The 18,201-nt window shown below is 68.5% G+C and carries 11 protein-coding genes; 5 read left to right on the top strand and 6 right to left on the bottom strand.

The features are described 5' to 3' along the window. Positions 1-12: 12 nt before the first annotated feature. From ACPEH8_RS14885 to ACPEH8_RS14875, 3 genes are all read right to left on the bottom strand, one after another. Positions 13-2,775 (bottom strand): TonB-dependent receptor, encoded by a 2,763-nt coding sequence (locus ACPEH8_RS14885; protein ID WP_287250036.1) that lies wholly within the window; start codon positions 2,773-2,775, stop codon positions 13-15. A gap of 82 nt (positions 2,776-2,857) precedes the next feature. Further along, a complete protein-coding gene (locus ACPEH8_RS14880; protein WP_153164689.1) occupies positions 2,858-3,829 on the bottom strand; it encodes a FecR domain-containing protein in 972 nt (323 codons plus the stop codon). After that, complete coding sequence (locus ACPEH8_RS14875) at positions 3,819-4,313, bottom strand: sigma-70 family RNA polymerase sigma factor (RefSeq protein WP_287250041.1); 495 nt, start codon at positions 4,311-4,313, stop codon at positions 3,819-3,821. The genes ACPEH8_RS14880 and ACPEH8_RS14875 overlap by 11 nt, the downstream gene beginning before the upstream one ends. Positions 4,314-4,497: 184 nt before the next feature. Here ACPEH8_RS14875 and clpB point away from each other — a divergent pair, with 184 nt between their 5' ends. The 3 genes from clpB to ACPEH8_RS14860 all read left to right on the top strand — a co-directional run bounded on the left by clpB (position 4,498) and on the right by ACPEH8_RS14860 (position 9,636). Next, positions 4,498-7,083: an ATP-dependent chaperone ClpB gene (clpB, locus tag ACPEH8_RS14870; protein WP_017357573.1), complete on the top strand. Its 2,586-nt coding sequence runs from the start codon at positions 4,498-4,500 to the stop codon at positions 7,081-7,083. Between the two features lie 183 nt (positions 7,084-7,266). After that, positions 7,267-8,568: an O-acetylhomoserine aminocarboxypropyltransferase/cysteine synthase family protein gene (locus ACPEH8_RS14865; RefSeq protein ID WP_017357572.1), complete on the top strand. Its 1,302-nt coding sequence runs from the start codon at positions 7,267-7,269 to the stop codon at positions 8,566-8,568. A 186-nt stretch (positions 8,569-8,754) separates the two neighbouring features. Beyond that, entirely contained in the window at positions 8,755-9,636 is an 882-nt protein-coding gene (locus ACPEH8_RS14860) for an AraC family transcriptional regulator (RefSeq protein ID WP_166473364.1), read from the top strand. A 12-nt stretch (positions 9,637-9,648) separates the two neighbouring features. Here the strand turns inward: ACPEH8_RS14860 and ybaL are convergent, their stop codons facing one another. Next, positions 9,649-11,349: a YbaL family putative K(+) efflux transporter gene (gene ybaL, locus ACPEH8_RS14855; RefSeq protein ID WP_136003026.1), complete on the bottom strand. Its 1,701-nt coding sequence runs from the start codon at positions 11,347-11,349 to the stop codon at positions 9,649-9,651. A 243-nt stretch (positions 11,350-11,592) separates the two neighbouring features. Continuing rightward, positions 11,593-13,983, bottom strand: coding sequence for a TonB-dependent receptor plug domain-containing protein (locus ACPEH8_RS14850; protein WP_423667290.1), 2,391 nt, complete (start codon positions 13,981-13,983; stop codon positions 11,593-11,595). 344 nt (positions 13,984-14,327) lie between these two features. On the opposite strand from ACPEH8_RS14850, the gene ACPEH8_RS14845 reads away from it, so the two are divergent. Next, on the top strand, positions 14,328-16,184 hold the full coding sequence (locus ACPEH8_RS14845) for an ABC-F family ATP-binding cassette domain-containing protein (protein ID WP_166473363.1): 1,857 nt from the start codon (positions 14,328-14,330) through the stop codon (positions 16,182-16,184). Positions 16,185-16,221: 37 nt separating this feature from the next. On the opposite strand, the gene ACPEH8_RS14840 is transcribed toward ACPEH8_RS14845, so the two are convergent. Continuing rightward, entirely contained in the window at positions 16,222-17,097 is an 876-nt protein-coding gene (locus ACPEH8_RS14840) for a LysR family transcriptional regulator (RefSeq protein WP_136003028.1), read from the bottom strand. Positions 17,098-17,292: 195 nt separating this feature from the next. Here ACPEH8_RS14840 and blaL2 point away from each other — a divergent pair, with 195 nt between their 5' ends. Next, entirely contained in the window at positions 17,293-18,195 is a 903-nt protein-coding gene (blaL2, locus tag ACPEH8_RS14835) for a L2 family extended-spectrum class A beta-lactamase (protein WP_136003029.1), read from the top strand. The last annotated feature ends 6 nt before the right edge of the window (positions 18,196-18,201 follow it).

The raw sequence follows: 18,201 nt of genomic DNA, 5'->3' as shown, positions 1-18,201 counted from the left end.
GCCGGCCCGGGCTCAGAACGAGCAGCCCAGTTCCAGCCAGAAGCTGCGGCCCGGCTCGTAGTACGCCGTGCCGGCAACGCCGCTGGTCAGGTTGCTGCGGTTGAGCACGTTCTGCGCCTCCACCCGCACATACGCCTCCTGGTCACGCAGCAGCGCACGCCGGTACTCGACTGACGCGTCCCAGGTCCAGGTGCCGGAGAACTGCTGCCGCGTCAGGTTGGGCACCGACACACCGTCGATGGTCTCGGGGCGTCCGGTGGCAATGCCCTGGTAGCCGGCGCGGTAGCTGAAACTGTTGTTCCAGGTCAGCCCGAGCGCGGGCAGCTCGGTGCGCGTGCCCAGCCGTGCGCTCCACGGACGCAGGTAGTCGGTGGCCGGCAGCTGGTGGCGGTACATCAGCTTGCCTTCGTAGCGCACCAGCTCATCCATCAGCAGCGTGTCTTCGTAACTGTTGTAGTTGCGCTTGACGTCGGTGTGGTCGGCCGCCAGCTGCCAGCTGTTGCGCGTGCCGAGGAACGTCCACGGTTCCCGCGAGGCGACGGTGAGGGTGGCGATGCCGGCATCGCTGCGGCCGTCGTTGGTGTATTCGAAGGTGTTGCGGTTGTAGAGCGTGGCATCCAGCGGCTCACCGATCCGGCGGCGGAGCACGTCGCGCCGGCTGCGGCGGTCGACATATTTCGCGCTGATGCGCAGCCCGGCCACGCGCTGGTCCAGGCCCAGCGACCATTCGTCGGCATAGGGCGAATCGAGATCGCGCAGGCGGTTGGTGGCCGCGTTCCAGGTCCCCACCACATCCTCCCAGGCGGTGCTGGCGCTGCGCCGGGTCCTGCTCTCGCGCAGGCGCTCGCGCCCATCGCGCAGCAGGTAGGCGAAGAAGCTGCGGCCGTAATAGCGGTTCACGCCGGCGTTGATGCGGGTGTCCTCATCACCGAACACATCCCAGCTCACCGCCAGACGCGGCGACAGGTTGGTCTGGTTGAACACGTTGTCGCGGTCCAGGCGCAGGCCCGGCCGCACGCTCCAGTTGCCGATGCGGATATCGTCCTGCAGCCAGGCCGCGTATTCCTCGCCACTCACCGAAAATTCGCCGGCGTGGAAGAGCTGCAGCATGCTCAGGTACTGCCCGTTGCCGCTTCCATCGAGCAGCGGCGACAGCGAGCAGCTCACGCTGTCCACGCGGCCGTCGCTGAGCGTGCAGCTGCGCGTGGCCACCGCGTTCTGGTACACGTACTGGTCGTTGAGGCGCTTGTAGTTGGCATCGCGGCGCTGCACGCTCAGCCCGCCCTGGACGTCGTGCGCGGTGCGGCCCACGGTCACGGTGTCATGGGCGACGGACAGGGTGTAGCCGAGCTTGCGGTCGTGCTGGTCCACGCTGCCCCAGCTGCCCTCGCTGCTCACCGCGGCCACGCCCCAGTCGAACGCCTGGGAAGGGCGCCAATGGCGCATGGTGGTCTCCTCGCTGCGCCGCGACGACTCCAGGTCGCTGTAGCTCAGCCGCTGCGACAGTGTCCAGGCACCGTGCCGCCAGACCGCACTCAGGTTGGCAGTGGGACCGCCGGATTTCAGGTCGAACCAGGAGTTTTTGGTGTTGGCGATGAAGTAGCGGTCATCGGTGGGCGCGTAGCCCAGCCCCAGGCGCAGGTCCAGGGTGTCGCTGCTCCAGTCCAGGGCGATCGTGGCGGCGGTGTTTTCACGGGTCTGGGTGCGCTGGTTGACGTCGTTGCCGGTGGTTGAGCGGCCGGCCGTGTAGGCCCGCAGCGGAATCTCCGAGCGGCTGCGCACCACGGTGCCGATGATGCCCAACCCGCCCTGCGTGCGGCCCTCCAGCCGCGCGCCCACGCGGTACTTGTCGTAGGCGGGCTGGTAGGCCAGCGTTGCCGATTCTTCGTAGGTGGTGTCCTGGGCCGGGTTGGTGATGATCTGGTCCCACGCCGAGCGCGCCATCCGCATCCACACTTTGCCGGCGAACGCGTCGCTGGCGACGCGTGTGCGCGCATCGACCACGCCGCCGGTGAAGCCGCCGTAGGGCGCCGGCACGTTGGCGTCGTAGACCGTGAGCGATTCCAGCAGGTCCACGTCCACGGCGATGCCCTGCGCGGCGCTGGGAACATCGGAGTTGTGATTGGTGTTCTCGGTCGTGCCCACCGCGGTGGCCACCGGGTCGAGATCGTTGTTGAAGCTGGCACCGTCGAGCAGGAACAGGTTCTGGTAGTACGGCGCACCGTTGATGGAGAAATCGTCCGGGCGGATCTCGCCCATGTTGCGGGTGGTGCGCGAGCGGTCGCTGAACTGCACGGCGGGGTTGCCGCGCAGCGCGGTGGCGATGTCACCGTTGCCTTTCACCTGGGCCTGCAGCGCGTGTTCGTCCAGGCGCGTGCCCTGGCCGTAGGGAAGCTGCGAGGGCAGGTAGGTCGAGCCGGCGCTGGCCTCCACCCGCAACGCCGGCATGGGCGCTCTGCCGGAGGCGCGTTCCACCGTATAGCTGCCATCGGCCCGGCGGCGCGCACGCAGGCCGCTGCCGCTCAGCAACTGACTGAAGCCGGCTTCCACCGACAGCCCGTCGGCCACCGGCGGTGCGCTGCGCCCGGCGGCGAGCGCGGGATCGAAGGACAGCGCCACGCCGTGCTGGCCGGCGAAGCTGGACAGCGCCCGCCCGAGCGGCACCGCGGCTGGCTGCAGCTGCGTTTCTTCCGGGGCGGCGGCCACGAACAACGGGGTGGCGAGCAGGGCGAGGGTCAGCGCGCTGGTGGTGAGAAAACGCGGGGATCGGGTCATGGTGGATTCGGTTGGAATGCGGGGTTCCTGTCCTTGCCCCGCGAACGCGCGAAAAGTGTCACCGGCCTGTCGGGCCCATCGGTCAGCGCGGCTCGATCAGCACCCACCAACCGCCGGGTGCGCGTCGCACCCGCACGGGGTAGGTCGCCTCCAGCATCGCCAGACTGCGCTCGGTGTCGTCCAGCGGAAAGGCGCCGGACACCGGGAGCGTGGCGATCGCCGGGTCGCAGCGCAGGCGTCCGTGGCGGTAGCGGCCCAGGTGCGCCAGCAGCGCGGCCAGCGGCATCGCATCGGCGACCCGCATGCCGGTCGTCCAGCTGGTGACGGTGTCGTCCAGCGCCTCGAGGAGGTGGTTGCCGTGCCCATCGAACCGTGCCTGTTCACCGGCCACCATCCGCCAGGCGGGGCCGGTGCCCGCCTGGATCGCCAGTGCGCCTTCCAGCAGGGCAGCATGGGTGTATCCGGTGTCCACGCGCACGTTGAAGCGGGTGCCGAGCGCGGTGATCCGGCCCTGCGACGTCTGCACCGCGAAGGGGCGGGGCGGCATGTGGGTGTCCGTGGTGGTCTCCACCAGGACCTGGCCCTGGTGGAGGTCCAGCGTGCGCTGGCGTGCATCGAGGTGCAGCGAGAGACGGGTGCCGGCATCGAGCACGATCCTGCTGCCATCGGGCAGGCGTGCCTGGCGGCGTTCGCCGATGGCGGTACGCAGCGTGGGGCTGTCCGCGGCAGGGTGCAGCAGGTGCCAGGCCAGCCACGCGCCCGGCGCCAGCGCGAGCCACGCGCCGAGGTGTTTGATCGCGGTGCGCCGCCGCGCGCCGTGCGGCCGCCCGAGCACGGGCAGCGCCGCGGCAGCCGGCACCTGCCCGAGCAGGGCCTGCAGGCGCTGCGCGCGCTGCCACGCACGGGCGTGCTCGGGATGCTGCGCGCACCACTGGTCGCAGGCGCGGCGCACGCCGGCACTGTCGTTGTCATGCAGGCGCAGCAGCCACTCCGCCGCCTGGCCGAGGATTTCCGGGGCGATCGCTGCGTCGCCGCCGGCAGGCTCAGAGGGCATGCGCGAGGCAGCCGACGAGGGCGCGTTTCATGTGCCGCTTCACTGTGCTCAGCGACAACCCCATGCGTACCGCGATGGCGTCGTAGCGCAGCCCGTCGAACTGCGCCAGCAGGAACACCTGGCGTACTGCGGTGGGCAGACCGTCGAGCATGGCATCGATCTGCTGCAGGGCCTCGCGGACCACCCACTGGTCCTCCAGCGACGGCACCACCGCTTCGGGCAGCGCGGCGAGATGCTCCAGCCACGCGCGCTCCAGCGACTGGCGACGGAACCAGTTGGCGGCCAGGCCGCGCGCTACCGTGGTGAGGAACGCGCGCGGCTCGCGCAGCGCGGCGAGGTCGCGATCCTGCAGCAGCCGCGCAAAGGTGTCCTGGGTCAGGTCGGCGGCGGTCTCGCGGCATCCCACGCGGCCGCTCAGCCAGCCCTGCAGCCAGCAGCGATGGTCCCGGTAGAGGACGCCTAGGAACTCACGTTGTGCCTGCATCGAAGGGCGCCGGTGGTGTGGCCCGGACAGGGCTCGGGAACCAATGGGAATGAGAACGATTCGCAAGTATCGCAGTATGGTGGCTGTATTGCCAGCCCCGGATTGTCTTGAATCACTGCGCGACAACCGCATATCCGGTACATCTGCCAGCCACGCTGGCCATTTCACCAGAGAGGATCTCCCCATGCGGATGGACAAGCTCACCTCGCGTTTCCAGCAGGCGCTGGCCGACGCGCAGTCGCTGGCCGTGGGCCGCGACCACAACATCATCGAACCGGTGCACGTGTTCTCGGCACTGCTGGACCAGCAGGGCGGCAGCACGCGCCCGTTGCTGTCGCAGGCCGGCGTCAACGTGCCGGTGCTGCGCGAACGCCTCAACGAGGCGATGGATGCGCTGCCCAAGGTATCCGGGCAGGAAGGCAACCTGTCGATCGGCAATGACCTCAACCGGCTGCTCAACAACACCGACAAGCTGGCCCAGCAGCATGGCGATGCGTTCATTGCCAGCGAATGGTTCGTGCTGGCTGCCGTGGATGATGGTGGCACGCTGGGCATGGCGCTGCGCGCAGCCGGCGCCGACAAGGCCCGCATCGACGCGGCCATCGACAAGATCCGTGGCGGCGAGAGCGTGCAGTCGGAGAACGCCGAAGACCAGCGCCAGGCGCTGGAGAAGTACACCATCGACCTGACCGCGCGTGCCGAGAGCGGCAAGCTGGACCCGGTGATCGGCCGCGATGAAGAAATCCGGCGCACCATCCAGGTCCTGCAGCGCCGCACCAAGAACAACCCGGTGCTGATCGGCGAACCCGGTGTCGGCAAGACCGCCATCGTCGAAGGACTGGCCCAGCGCATCATCAACGACGAAGTGCCCGAGGGCCTGCGCGGCAAGCGCGTGCTGTCGCTCGACATGGGTGCGCTGATCGCCGGCGCCAAGTTCCGTGGCGAATTCGAGGAACGCCTGAAGGGCGTGCTCAACGACCTGGCCAAGAGCGAAGGGCAGGTGATCCTGTTCATCGACGAGCTGCACACGATGGTCGGCGCGGGCAAGGCCGATGGCGCGATGGACGCCGGCAACATGCTCAAGCCGGCGCTGGCACGTGGCGAACTGCACTGCGTCGGCGCGACCACGCTGGACGAGTACCGCAAGTACATCGAGAAGGACGCCGCGCTGGAGCGCCGTTTCCAGAAGGTGTTCGTTGGCGAACCCAGTGTCGAGGACACCATTGCGATCCTGCGCGGGCTGAAGGAAAAGTACGCGGTGCATCACGGCGTGGAAATCACCGACCCGGCGATCGTGGCGGCCGCGACGCTGTCGCACCGCTACATCGCCGACCGCCAGTTGCCCGACAAGGCCATCGACCTGATGGACGAGGCCGCCTCGCGCATCCGCATGGAGATCGACTCCAAGCCGGAGGAGCTGGACCGTCTGGAGCGTCGGCTGATCCAGCTGAAGATCCAGCGCGAAATGCTCAAGAAGGAAAAGGACGAGGCATCGCGCCAGCGTCTGGCTGATCTGGAGAGCGACATCGATACGCTGGAGCGCGAGTTCTCCGATCTCAACGAGATCTGGAAGTCGGAGAAGGCTGCGTTGCAGGGCGCGACGAAGATAAAGGAGCAGATCGAGCAGGCCAAGCTGGAGCTGGAATCGGCGCAGCGCCGCCAGGATTTCGGCCGCATGAGCGAGATCCAGTACGGCCAATTGCCGCAGCTGGAGAAGCAGCTGGCGGCCGCGCAGGAAGCGGAGAACACCGAGTTCAAGCTGGTGCAGGACCGGGTCACCGCCGAAGAGATTGCCGAGGTGGTCTCGCGCTGGACCGGCATCCCGGTCAACCGCATGCTCGAAGGCGAGCGCGACAAGCTGCTGCGCATGGAAGATGTGCTGCATGAGCGCGTGGTGGGCCAGGAAGAGGCGATCAAGGTCGTCTCCGATGCCGTGCGCCGTTCGCGCGCGGGCCTGTCCGATCCGGACCGGCCCAGCGGCTCGTTCCTGTTCCTGGGGCCGACCGGCGTGGGCAAGACCGAGCTGTGCAAGGCGCTGGCCGAGTTCCTGTTCGACAGCAGCGACGCGATGATCCGCATCGACATGAGCGAGTTCATGGAGAAGCACAGCGTGGCACGCCTGATCGGTGCGCCCCCGGGCTATGTGGGCTATGAGGAGGGCGGTTACCTGACCGAGGCGGTGCGCCGCCGTCCGTACTCGCTGATCCTGCTCGATGAGGTGGAGAAGGCGCATACCGATGTGTTCAACATCCTGCTGCAGGTCCTCGACGATGGTCGCCTGACCGATGGACAGGGCCGCACCGTGGACTTCCGCAACACCGTCATTGTGATGACCTCCAACCTGGGCTCGCACCAGATCCAGGACATGAGCGGCGACGACAGCCCGGAGGCGTACACGCAGATGAAGGCGGCGGTGATGGGCGTGGTGCAGGCGCACTTCCGTCCGGAGTTCATCAACCGGCTGGATGACATCGTGGTGTTCCACCCGCTGGACAAGGCGCAGATCAAGCAGATCGCCAAGATCCAGATGGTTGGTCTGGAGAAGCGCTTGGCCGAGCGTGGGCTGCGCATCGAGGTCAGCGACGCGGCGTTCCAGTTGCTGGGCAACGTCGGCTTCGATCCGGTGTATGGCGCCCGTCCGCTGAAGCGTGCGATCCAGGCGCAGCTGGAAAATCCGCTGGCGCAGAAGATCCTGTCCGGCGAGTTCCTGGGGGGCGACACGATCCGGGTCGATGCCGCCGAGGGCAAGCTGGTCTTCACCAAGGGCTGAGCCGGCACGCCCCGCGCACCGGCCCGGTGGCGTCTGCTACCGGGCCGGTGCCGCGTGTGGCGGTGCGCGGCCCACGTGTCGCATATCACCGCAGCGCCTAAGCGCATGCGTGATCGGCATGAGCACGTGTGCCTGGGCGTGCCGGCGCTCGGGTATCGTCCGGGTTCAACCGGAGGAGGCACGATGAGCGAGCACGGCAGTCCCGACCCGCAATGGAAAGCGGAAACCATCGCCGTGCACGGCGGCTACCGGCCCGACCCGACCACCCGTGCGGTGGCGGTGCCGATCTATCAGACCGTGGCGTATGCCTTCGACGACACCCAGCACGGGGCCGACCTGTTCGACCTGAAGGTGCCGGGCAACATCTACACCCGCATCATGAACCCCACCACCGATGTGCTGGAACAGCGCATCGCGGCGCTGGAAGGCGGCGTGGGCGCGCTGGCGCTGGCCTCGGGCCAGGCGGCGATCACTTATGCGATCCAGACCATTGCCGAGGCCGGTGACAACATCGTCTCGTCCAGCACGCTGTATGGCGGCACCTACAACCTGTTCGCGCATACGCTGCCGCAGTACGGCATCCAGACGCGCTTCGCCGATCCGGACGATCCGGCCTCGTTCGGCGCGCTGATCGACGAGCGCACCAAAGCGGTGTTCGTGGAGTCCATCGGCAACCCCCGCGGCAACATCACCGACATCGAAGCGATTGCGGCGGTGGCCCATGCGCACGGCGTGCCACTGATCGTGGACAACACGGTGGCCACGCCGTACCTGCAGCGTTCGTTCGATTTCGGCGCGGACATTGTGGTGCATTCGCTGACCAAGTACCTCGGCGGCCACGGCACCAGCCTGGGCGGTGCGATCGTCGATTCGGGCCGGTTCCCGTGGGCCGAGCACGCGCAGCGCTTCCGGCGGCTGAATGAACCGGATGTCAGTTACCACGGCGTGGTCTATACCGAGGCCCTCGGTCCGGCCGCCTACATCGGCCGCGCCCGCGTGGTGCCACTGCGCAACACCGGTGCGTCGCTCTCGCCGTTCAACGCCTTCCTGATCCTGCAGGGCATCGAGACGCTGGCGCTGCGCATGGATCGCATCAATGCCAATGCGCTGGCCGTCGCGGAGTTCCTGCGCGACCACCCCAAGGTCGACTGGGTGAACTACGCCGCGCTGCCCGATCATCCCGACCACGCCCGGGTACGGAAGTACCTGCGTGGCCACGGGTCCGGCGTGCTGACCTTTGGCCTGCCCGGCGGCCGCGTGGCGGGCGCGCGCTTCCTGGACGCCCTGCAGCTGTTCACCCGGCTGGTGAACCTGGGCGATGCAAAGTCGCTGGCAACCCACCCGGCATCGACCACGCACCGCCAGCTGGACGCGGCCGAACTGCGCCAGGCCGGGGTCAGCGAGGACACCGTGCGCCTGTCCATCGGCATCGAACACATCGACGACCTGCTGGCCGACCTGCGGCAGGCGTTGGCAACCGCGTAGAGGTGGCACCCACGGCGACCGGTGCGGGCCGGTCGCCGTGGGGTTTTGCCCGGCCCGTCTGCGTGGCTGGTCTCGACCGCACGCGGGCGCTACGCTCTGGCGGCCCTCCACCCATTGCGCAAGATCGGCCACGCGCAGGGGCAGGACACGACGCATGCTGAGCGCCACCCCGACATGGAGCCCGCCATGAGCCGCATCGCCCAGGTACGCCAGCACCACGGTATCGACCGCGTCATCGCCCATCTGCAGGCGTGTCTGCGCGCCGGTGAGCCACTTCCCGATCTGGACGCGCTCGCCGCGATCGCGCACCAGTCTCCGTTCCACTTCCACCGTCTGTACCGTGCGCTGACCGGGGAAACGCCCGGGCGCACCGTGGCCCGATTGCGGTTGCTGCGTGCGCTGCAGCTGCTGGGCCAGGCCGACAGCCGGGTGACGGCCGTCGCCCTCGCCGTCGGCTTTGAAAGCCCGCAGGCACTGGCCCGGGCCTGCCGCCAGGCGTTGGACGCCACGCCGAGCGCGCTGCGTGATGACACCGCCCTGCGCGAACGTTGGCAGAACGCGCTGCTGCTGCCTGCCGGCGACCATGCGGCGGAGGCCGTGCCGCTGCAGGTCACGGTGACCACGCTGGAGCCATTCGACGTGGTGGCACTGCGCACGCAGGGTGCGTTCGATGATCTGGACCAGGCCTTCGGCGCGATCTACGCCTGGGCGGCGGAGCAGGGGCTGGCCACGCAGCTGCAACAGCTGGTGGGGGTCGCGCTCAACGACCATCGCGACGTTCCTGCCCGCGCCTGCCTGTTCGACTGCGGCATGGGCTTCGGGCACGCGCCGGAAGGGCTGCCCGCGCCGCTGCGTGCGCTGACGCTGGGCGGCGGCGACCATGCAGTGCTGCGCCACGTGGGCAGCTATGCGGGGCTGGAGGCGGCCACCGACGCGCTGCTGCGCCAGTGGCTGCCCGACAGCGGGCGCGCGCTGCGCGACGCGCCCCTCTACTACCACTACCTGGACGACCCGGAAGACGTGCCCGAGGCGATCCTGCGCGCGGACATCTGCGTGCCGCTGCGCTAGCCCTGCGGGCGGCTACACCACCGGGATGCTGTGCTTGCCCAGGCTGCGGTATGGCGGGGTGGACATCACCATCTCGGCCAGCGAGTAGGCCAGCTCGCGTTCGGCCATCACGGTGCCGTCGGCGCCGTGATCCAGCAGATGCTTGACCTCGGCATCGCTGTGCGCCCGCGCCAGCAGGGTCAGGTCCGGGTTGAGCGCCCGCAGTTTGGCCAGCGTTTCGCCCGCTTCCAGGGGCTGCGGAATGGCCAGCACCGCGATCTTGGCGCGTTCCGGATGGGCTTCTGCCAGCACCCGGTCCGAGGCCGCGCTGCCGCGGATGCCGGGCAGCCCGGCGGCATGCGCCTCGGCCACGTGTTCCTTGTTGTCGTCGATGATCATCACCGGCACGCCGCGATCGCGCAGCACCTGCGCCAGCGCGCTGCCCACCCGTCCGTAGCCGATCACGATGGCATGGTCGTGCAGGTCCAGCGACGGCCCCGGCGGCAGTTCGGTTTCCACGGCGGTCGGGGTCGCCTCCTGGTGCTTGAGCAGCCAGCGGTCGAGCAGGCCGAATACCAGCGGGTTGAGCATGATCGAGATCAGCGCGCCGGCCAGCACCAGCGCCTGCCCGGTGGGCGGCAGGATCTTCAGGGCGACGCCGAGGCCGGCGATGATGAAGGCGAACTCGCCGATCTGCGCCAGGCTGGCCGAGATGGTCAACGCGGTGCCGGTGGGATGGCCGAACGCACGCACGATCACGAAGGCAGCTGCGGACTTGCCGAACATGATGATGGCCGCGGTGGCCAGCACCTGCCACGGGTGCTCGATCAGGATGGCCGGGTTGAACAGCATGCCGACCGAGACGAAGAACAGCACCGCAAAGGCGTCGCGCAGCGGCAGGGAGTCATTGGCGGCCTTGTGGCTGAGTTCGGACTCGTTGAGCAGCATGCCGGCGAAGAACGCGCCGAGCGCGAACGAAACGCCGAACAGCATCGCCGAGCCGAACGCCACGCCGAGCGCGATGGCCAGCACCGACAGCGTGAACAGCTCGCGCGAGCCGGTGCCGGCGATGCGTTCGAGAATCCACGGAATCAACCGGCGGCCGACCACGAGCATCACCGCCACGAACAGGCCCAGCTGCACGAAGGTCCAGCCGATGCTGGCCAGCACGCTGCCGAGGGTGTGCGTTTCGTTGGCGGCATCCGGCCCGAACACGCCGGCCAGCACCGGCATCATCACCAGTGCCAGCACGCACGCGAGGTCTTCCACGATCAGCCAGCCCACCGCGATCTTGCCGCGCTGGGTTTCCAGCAGGCGGCGCTCTTCCATCGCACGCAGCAGCACCACCGTGCTGGCGGTGGCCAGCGAGAAGCCGAACACCACGCCGTGGATCACCGGCCAGCCCATCAACGACGCCAGTCCCCAGCCCAGCAGCGTGGCCACCAGAATCTGGCCGATGGCGCCCGGAATGGCGATCGCTTTGACCGCCATGAGGTCTTTGAGCGAAAAGTGCAGGCCCACGCCGAACATCAGCAGCATCACGCCGATCTCGGCGAGCTGGTTGGCCAGTGCCTGGTCGGCGACGAAGCCGGGGGTGAACGGTCCTACGCAGATGCCAGCAACCAGATAACCGACCAGCGGAGACAAGCGCAGCTTGTTGGCCAGCGCGCCGAAGATGAAGGCGAGCCCGAGGCCAACGGCGACGATGTTGATCAGGTCGGTGTCATGGTGCATCGGGGCTCGCAGAAAGGGGGGATGCCCCGATTTTCACCGATGCGGCCAGATCCGGCAAACACTGACGCATGCGGCGCGTGCCTGTTCCCGTGGTCAGGGCGTGTGTTGTCCGGGACATCGGCCGGTGTGGGCGATGAATGCGCGGAACGCTGTTGTTGCCCGTCCACAACGACGCTGCCCCGGCGGACCGGGGCAGCGGCAGTCATCGCATGGTGGCCGGCCAGTGGCCGGCACTGCCGGGGATTACCATTTGTACGTTACGCGGCCGTAGACGTACGCGCCGTTGAAGCCGTACGGCGAGTAGTTGCTGTACGGCAGCATGCCCCAGGTCGAGTTCTGCAGGTCCACGGTACGGTCCGGGTACTCGTCCAGCAGGTTGTCCGCGCCCAGGGTAAGCGCCCAGTTCGCGCTGGGCTTGTAGCTCACCGAGGCATCGAGCACCCATGACGCACCGTAGGTCTGGTCGCGCAGCGCGGTGGCCGAGTTGCGCACGGTGAAGCTGCCATAGCGGGTGGCCGCCAGATTGAGGTCCCAGTGGTCCGAACGCCAGGTGCCGCTGAGGATGGCCTTGTCGCGCGGGTAGCTGTCTTCGATGCGGCCGATCTCGTCACGCCCGATCAGCGACTGGGTCAGGCCCAGGCTCTGGAACACCGCCGGCGAGGCGATGAACTTCTTCACCTCGGTTTCGTTGTAGCTGTACGCGGCGGTCAGCTCCAGCGAGCTGGCGGCGAAGGGAAGGGTGTAGCTGGACACCGCGTCCACACCACGGGTGCGGGTGTCCACGCCGTTGGTGAAGTACGAGAACGCGGTGACCTGCGGCAGCCCCAGCCCACCGAGCAGCGCGTTGGTGGCGGCGTTGGTGGTGATGTTGGTGGACAGCACGATGCGGTCGTCGATGTCGATCTGGTACGCATCCACGGTCAGGTACAGGCGGTCCACCGGCTGCAGCACCAGGCCCAGGCTGTAGGAGGTGGAGCTTTCGGCCTTCAGCGGGCTGGCACCCAGCGCCTGCGCGGCAGCGCTGGTGGTGGGGAAGGTGCCGCGTTCGACGAACACGCCGTTGACGATCGTGCTGGTCACCGCCTGGTAGCTCTGCTGGGCCAGCGACGGCGCGCGGAACCCGCTGGAGGCGGTGGCGCGCAGGGCGACCTTGTCGGTGAAGGCATAGCGCGCGGACAGCTTGCCGGAGAACTTGTCGCCGAAGTCCGAGTAGTCCTCATAGCGGCCGGTCGCGCCGGCGGAGAACTTGTCGGTGAAGTCCGCTTCCAGGCCGGCATACACCGCGTAGTTGTTGCGGTCGGCGTCCACCGCATTGATCGGGGTGAAACCGCCGAAGCCCTGGGCGCCGCTGCCGGTGTACGAGTTGGGTTCGCCCGGCGACTGCTCCCACGTTTCGCGGCGGTACTCGCCACCGAAGGACAGCGTCACCGGATACGCCAGGCCCCAGTCCAGGGTCTTGGTCCCATCGGCGTTGACGATGTCCTGGGTGTACTCCAGCGCGCCGTCGTAGAACGAACGCGGGCTGTTCACGCCGAGGCTGTAGTTGATGCTGTTGCGGGTGTGGAAGTCGATCTTGTTGTAGCCGTGGTTGTAGCTGACGTCCCAGTTCCAGCCGCTGTCGGTGCCGCCCTTGACGCCGGCCACGATCGAGCGGTCCTTGGAGTACTGATTGATCTGCGGCACGAAGCCGTCCGGGTACACCTGTGCCAGCAGCGGGCCCTGGTTGCTGTTGTTGCGCGAGCGGTAGAACGCGAACGAGGTGATGTCGCGGTTGCTGGCCATCGCCGTGGCATAGGCCGAGACGTGGTCGGTGAACTGGAAGCTGGCATTGGCCGAGGCGGCGGTGGCATCCACCTGCGGGTCGCCCACCACAAAGGTGGTCTGGCCGATGTTGGGGAAGTTGCCGGTGTTGGGCGTGGTGCCCTGGTACGGGCCGGCGCGGTTGCTCTCGTCCTGCTGGGTGATCTGCCCGGCCACGTGCACGCTGCCGCGGCCGTCGGCGAAGCCAACGCCGGTATCGCCGGAGAGCTGGTACTTGTTGCCGTCGCCGGCCGAGTACTGGCCGGCATCCAGGACCAGGCTGCCGCCGGCGGAGGATCCCTTGAGCACGATGTTGACCACCCCGGCGATCGCATCGGAGCCGTACTGGGCCGACGCGCCGTCGCGCAGCACTTCGACCCGCTCGATCGCGGCGATCGGAATGGCGTTGATGTCCACCGCCGAGGAGCCGCGGCCGATGCTGCCGTTGACGTTGATCTGCGCCGAGGTGTGGCGGCGCTTGCCGTTGACCAGCACCAGCACCTGGTCGGGCGACAGGCCCCGCAGCTGCGCCGGGCGGATGCCGCTGGTGCCGTCGGTCAGCGCCGGGCGCGGAAAGTTCAGCGAGGGCAGGGCGCGCGACAGCGCGGTGGCCAGCTCGGTGGTACCGGTGGACTGCAGCGCCTCGGGGGTGATGATGTCGATCGGCGACTGCGACTCGGCCACGGTGCGGTCGGCGACCCGGGTACCGGTGACGATGATGGTGTCCAGGGTGTTCGCGGCGGCAGGCGGGGCCTGCTGGGCGGAGACGGCGAAACTGGAGACACCGAGCGCGACAGCTACGGCGGCGGCGAGCGTACTGGTCTTGCGGTTCATCAGGATGTGGCTCCGGTAGGGACGGTGCGGCACCGTGGCGACATCACGACTGCGGGGAGCGGGTCTGCGAAGGCGGTTGTTGCGGTGCGCAACAAAGGAATTAACGGGATATTCATCGCCTGTCAATTCCCGGGTGCATCCGCAAAAAACGTTGCAGCAGCAACCATTTACGTGATGCCCGGGTTTCGACGGAGGGGTCCCGAGGACGCGCGGGCAGGGTCGTGGGAGAGAGAGACGAGCCCTGCCGCGCATCCCGGGGCGCGTCAAGTATTCGTTAACGCTAGAATTACGTCGCAGGAAAGGTGCTCACGAGCACATTCCATTCCGTTATATGGACCCCCAAGATGATTTCCCTTCGTAACTTCGCCTTGCGCCGTGGCGAGCGGCTGCTGTTGTCCAACGTCGACCTGACTCTGCACGCGGGGTACCGCGTTGGCGTGGTCGGCCGCAATGGCGCCGGCAAGTCCAGCCTGTTTGCCGCCGTGAAGGGCGAGCTGGAAGCCGACAAGGGCGACGTCGATCTGCCTGGCAAGGTCCGCATCGCATCGGTGGCCCAGGAAACCCCCTCGCTGCCGGACCCGGCGCTGCAGTTCGTGCTCGAAGGCGACACCGAGGTGGCCGCGGTGCTGCGCGCCGAGGCCGACGCGGCGGCCCGGGAAGACTGGGAGGCGGTGGCCACCGCGCACCAGAAGATGGCTGAAATCGGCGCCTACGACGCCGAAGCGCGGGCCGGCAAGCTGCTGCATGGCCTGGGCTTCCCGGCCGAGACGCATTCCCGGGCGGTGTCGTCGTTCTCCGGTGGCTGGCGCGTGCGCCTCAACCTGGCCCGCGCGCTGATGATGCCCAGCGATCTGCTGCTGCTCGACGAACCGACCAACCACCTCGACCTGGACGCGGTGTTCTGGCTGGAACAGTGGCTGCTCAAGTACCCCGGCACGCTGCTGCTGATCTCGCATGACCGCGAGTTCCTCGACAACGTCGCCACCCATACCCTGCACCTGCATGGCGGTGGCGCCAAGCTGTATCCGGGCGGCTACACCGATTTCGAGCGCCAGCGCGCCGAACAGCTGCGTCAGCAGCAGATCGCGCACGAGAAGGAACAGGCCGAGCGCGCCCACCTGCAGAGCTTCATCGATCGCTTCAAGGCGCAGGCCAGCAAGGCCGCACAGGCGCAGAGCCGCATGAAGCGCCTGGCCAAGCTGGCCGGCACCGAGGCGGTGCGTGCCGAGCGTGAATTCCGTATCGAATTCGCCCCGCCGGCCAAGCTGCCGTTCTCGCTGATCCGCCTGAACCACGTCGATGCCGGCTATGGCCCGGACGCCGTGATCCTGCACGAGGTGGGTTTCGGCCTGGAGGCGGGCCAGCGCATCGGTCTGCTCGGCCCCAACGGCGCCGGCAAGACCACGCTGGTCAAGACCCTGGTCGGCGAGCTGGCGCCGTTGACCGGCGAGCGCGCGGCCCACCCGGACCTGCGCATCGGCTACTTCGCCCAGCACACAGTGGAATCGCTGCACGAAGGCCAGTCGCCGATGGAGCATTTCCGCGATCTGGCCCCGGATGCGCCCAACCAGGCTTTCCGCGATTTCCTCGGCAAGTGGAACTTCGCCGGCGACCGTGCCTTTGAACCGGTGGACGGGTTCTCCGGTGGCGAGCGCGCGCGCCTGGCGCTGGCGCTGATCGCCTGGCAGCAGCCGAACGTGCTGCTGCTCGACGAACCGACCAACCATCTCGACCTGGAAATGCGCGAAGCGCTGGCGGAAGCGTTGGCCGATTTCGAGGGTGCCATCGTGATGGTCTCGCACGACCGCCACCTGATTGGTCTGGTCTGCGACACCTTCTGGCGTGTGGCCGATGGGGTGGTGGAGCCGTTCGACGGCGATCTGGACGCCTACGCGGCGTGGCTGCGGTCGCGTCCGGCGGCGCAGGGCACCAAGCAGAAGATGGCCGCCGCCGCACCGGAGCCGATGCCGCCGACCCCGCCGCTGCCGCCGCGCAAGCCGGTCAATCCGCACAAGCTGGCAGCCGCCGAAGCCAAAGTGGGCGAGCTGGAGGGCACGCTGGCCGAGCTGGACCGCCAGCTGGCCGATCCGTCCAACTACGCCGACGCAACCCGCATGGCCGTGCTCGGCCGCGACCGCGAAGCGACGGCGGCGCTGCTGGCCAAGGCGGAGCAGAGCTGGATGGAACTGCTGGAAGGTTGAACGTCGGGGGCGATGTGCCGACCGCGGTCGGCACCCGTCAGCCCGTGACCTCTCCCTGCGCCTGCAGCCACTGGCGGAACAGCCGCGCCGCGTCGCTCTCGGGGCGTGAACGCAGGCGCGTCAGCCAGTAGCGGCCCAGGTCCAGCACCGGCGCGAACGGCTGGATCAGGCGCCCCTGCGCCAGGTCCTGCCCGAACATCTTCAGCGGCAGCAGGGCCACGCCATTGCCTGCCGCCGCCGCGCTGGCCAGGGTCAGCGACGAATCGAACACCGGTCCACGCGCTTCCAGCTCCGCCACCCCGGCCGCCTGCAGCCAGCGCGGCCATTCGTCGGTGCGGTAGGACCGCAGCAACGCCACGTTCGCCAGGTCGCGCGGCTGGTGCAGCAGGCGGGCCAGGGCGGGCGCGCACAGCGGGGCAAACGGCGCGTCCAGCACCGCATCACTGACCTGCCCCTGCCAGTCGCCCTCGCCGAAGCGGATCGCCAGATCCAGCCCTTCGCCGGCCAGGTCGATGCGGTTGTTGTGGGTCTGCAGACGCAGGTCGATCTGCGGATGGCGGGCATGGAAGTCCGCCAGGCGCGGCAGCAGCCAGCCCGTGGCGAAGGTGCCGACCACGCCCACACGCAGCACCTCGCGGAAGTGCCCGCCCACGAAACGGTCCAGGCTCACCGCGATCCGGTCGAAGGCCTCGTTGAGCACCGGGTACAGCCGCGCGCCTTCGTCGGTGAGCGCCACGCCACGCGGCAGCCGATGGAACAGCGACACCCCGAGCCGATTCTCCAGTGCGCGGATCTGGTGGCTCAGCGCGGCCTGGCTGACACACAGTTCCAAGGCGGCGCGGGTGAAGTTCTGATGCCGGGCGGCGGCCTCGAAAGCGCGCAGCGCATTGAGCGGCAACTGGGGGCGGAGCATGGGCGCGAGCCGTGAGGAAGATCGATGGATCATCGCACCGTTACCCTCGAAGTGCCGATCGTGGGCCGGCAGATCCTGAAATCCGCCCCGGAAATCCGCCGAGGCATAAGAAAGGCGAATGGCTTCCGCTGAAAATGCTCGCTGGTGCCGCGCCGCCACGGCTTCAATACTCTCCGCCTCACCAGGAGAATCCGCATGCTTGCTCGACGACAGTTCCTGCACTGGACCGGGGTGGCCGCCGCCTCCGCGCTGACCGCCACCGCACTGGCGAAAACGCCGCCGCGCACCACGGCCCCGGCGCTGGCCGCCGCCCCCGACTTCGCCGCGCTGGAAGCGGCCAGCGGTGGCCGGCTCGGGGTCACCCTGCTGGACACCGCGTCCGGCCGGCGCATCGGCCACCGCCAGGACGAGCGCTTCCCGATGTGCAGCACCTTCAAGTTCGTCCTGTGTGCGGCGGTGCTTCGCCAGGTCGATGCCGGCCGGCTCGACCTGGACAAGCGCGTGCCGATGCGCGCGGAGGATCTGATCGACCACGCGCCGGTCACCCGGCGGCACATCGGCAAGGACCTCACCGTGCGCGATCTGTGCCGGGCCACGATGATCACCAGCGACAACCCTGCCGCGAACCTGCTGCTGGGGGTGGTGGGCGGCCCGCCTGCCGTCACGCGCTTCCTGCGTGAGCACGGCGATGCGGTGACCCGCAACGACCGTCTCGAGCCGGAGATGAACCGGTTTGCGCCGGGCGACCCGCGCGATACCACCAGCCCGGCGGCGATGGCCGCCAGCCTGCAGCGCTTCCTGCTCGGCCAGGTGCTGGCGCCCGCGTCGCGCCAGCAGCTGGCCGACTGGCTGATCGACAACGAAACCGGCGACGAGCGCCTGCGCGCGGGGCTGGGCAGCACGTGGCGGGTGGGCGACAAGACCGGCAGCAACGGCAAGGACACCACCAACGACATCGCGATGCTGTGGCCGATGGCCGGAGGCACCCCGTGGGTGCTCACCAGCTATCTGCAGGGCGCCACGGTGGACGATGCCGGACGCAATGACGTGCTGCGCCAGGTCGCCGTGCTGGCCGAAGGCATGATGCGCGGCGCCTGAGGTCAG

Origin of the sequence: Stenotrophomonas sp. NPDC077461, from assembly GCF_049545475.1 — a bacterium.
Taxonomy (GTDB): Bacteria; Pseudomonadota; Gammaproteobacteria; order Xanthomonadales; family Xanthomonadaceae; genus Stenotrophomonas; species Stenotrophomonas nematodicola.
This window is presented reverse-complemented; position numbering and strand designations above follow the sequence as displayed.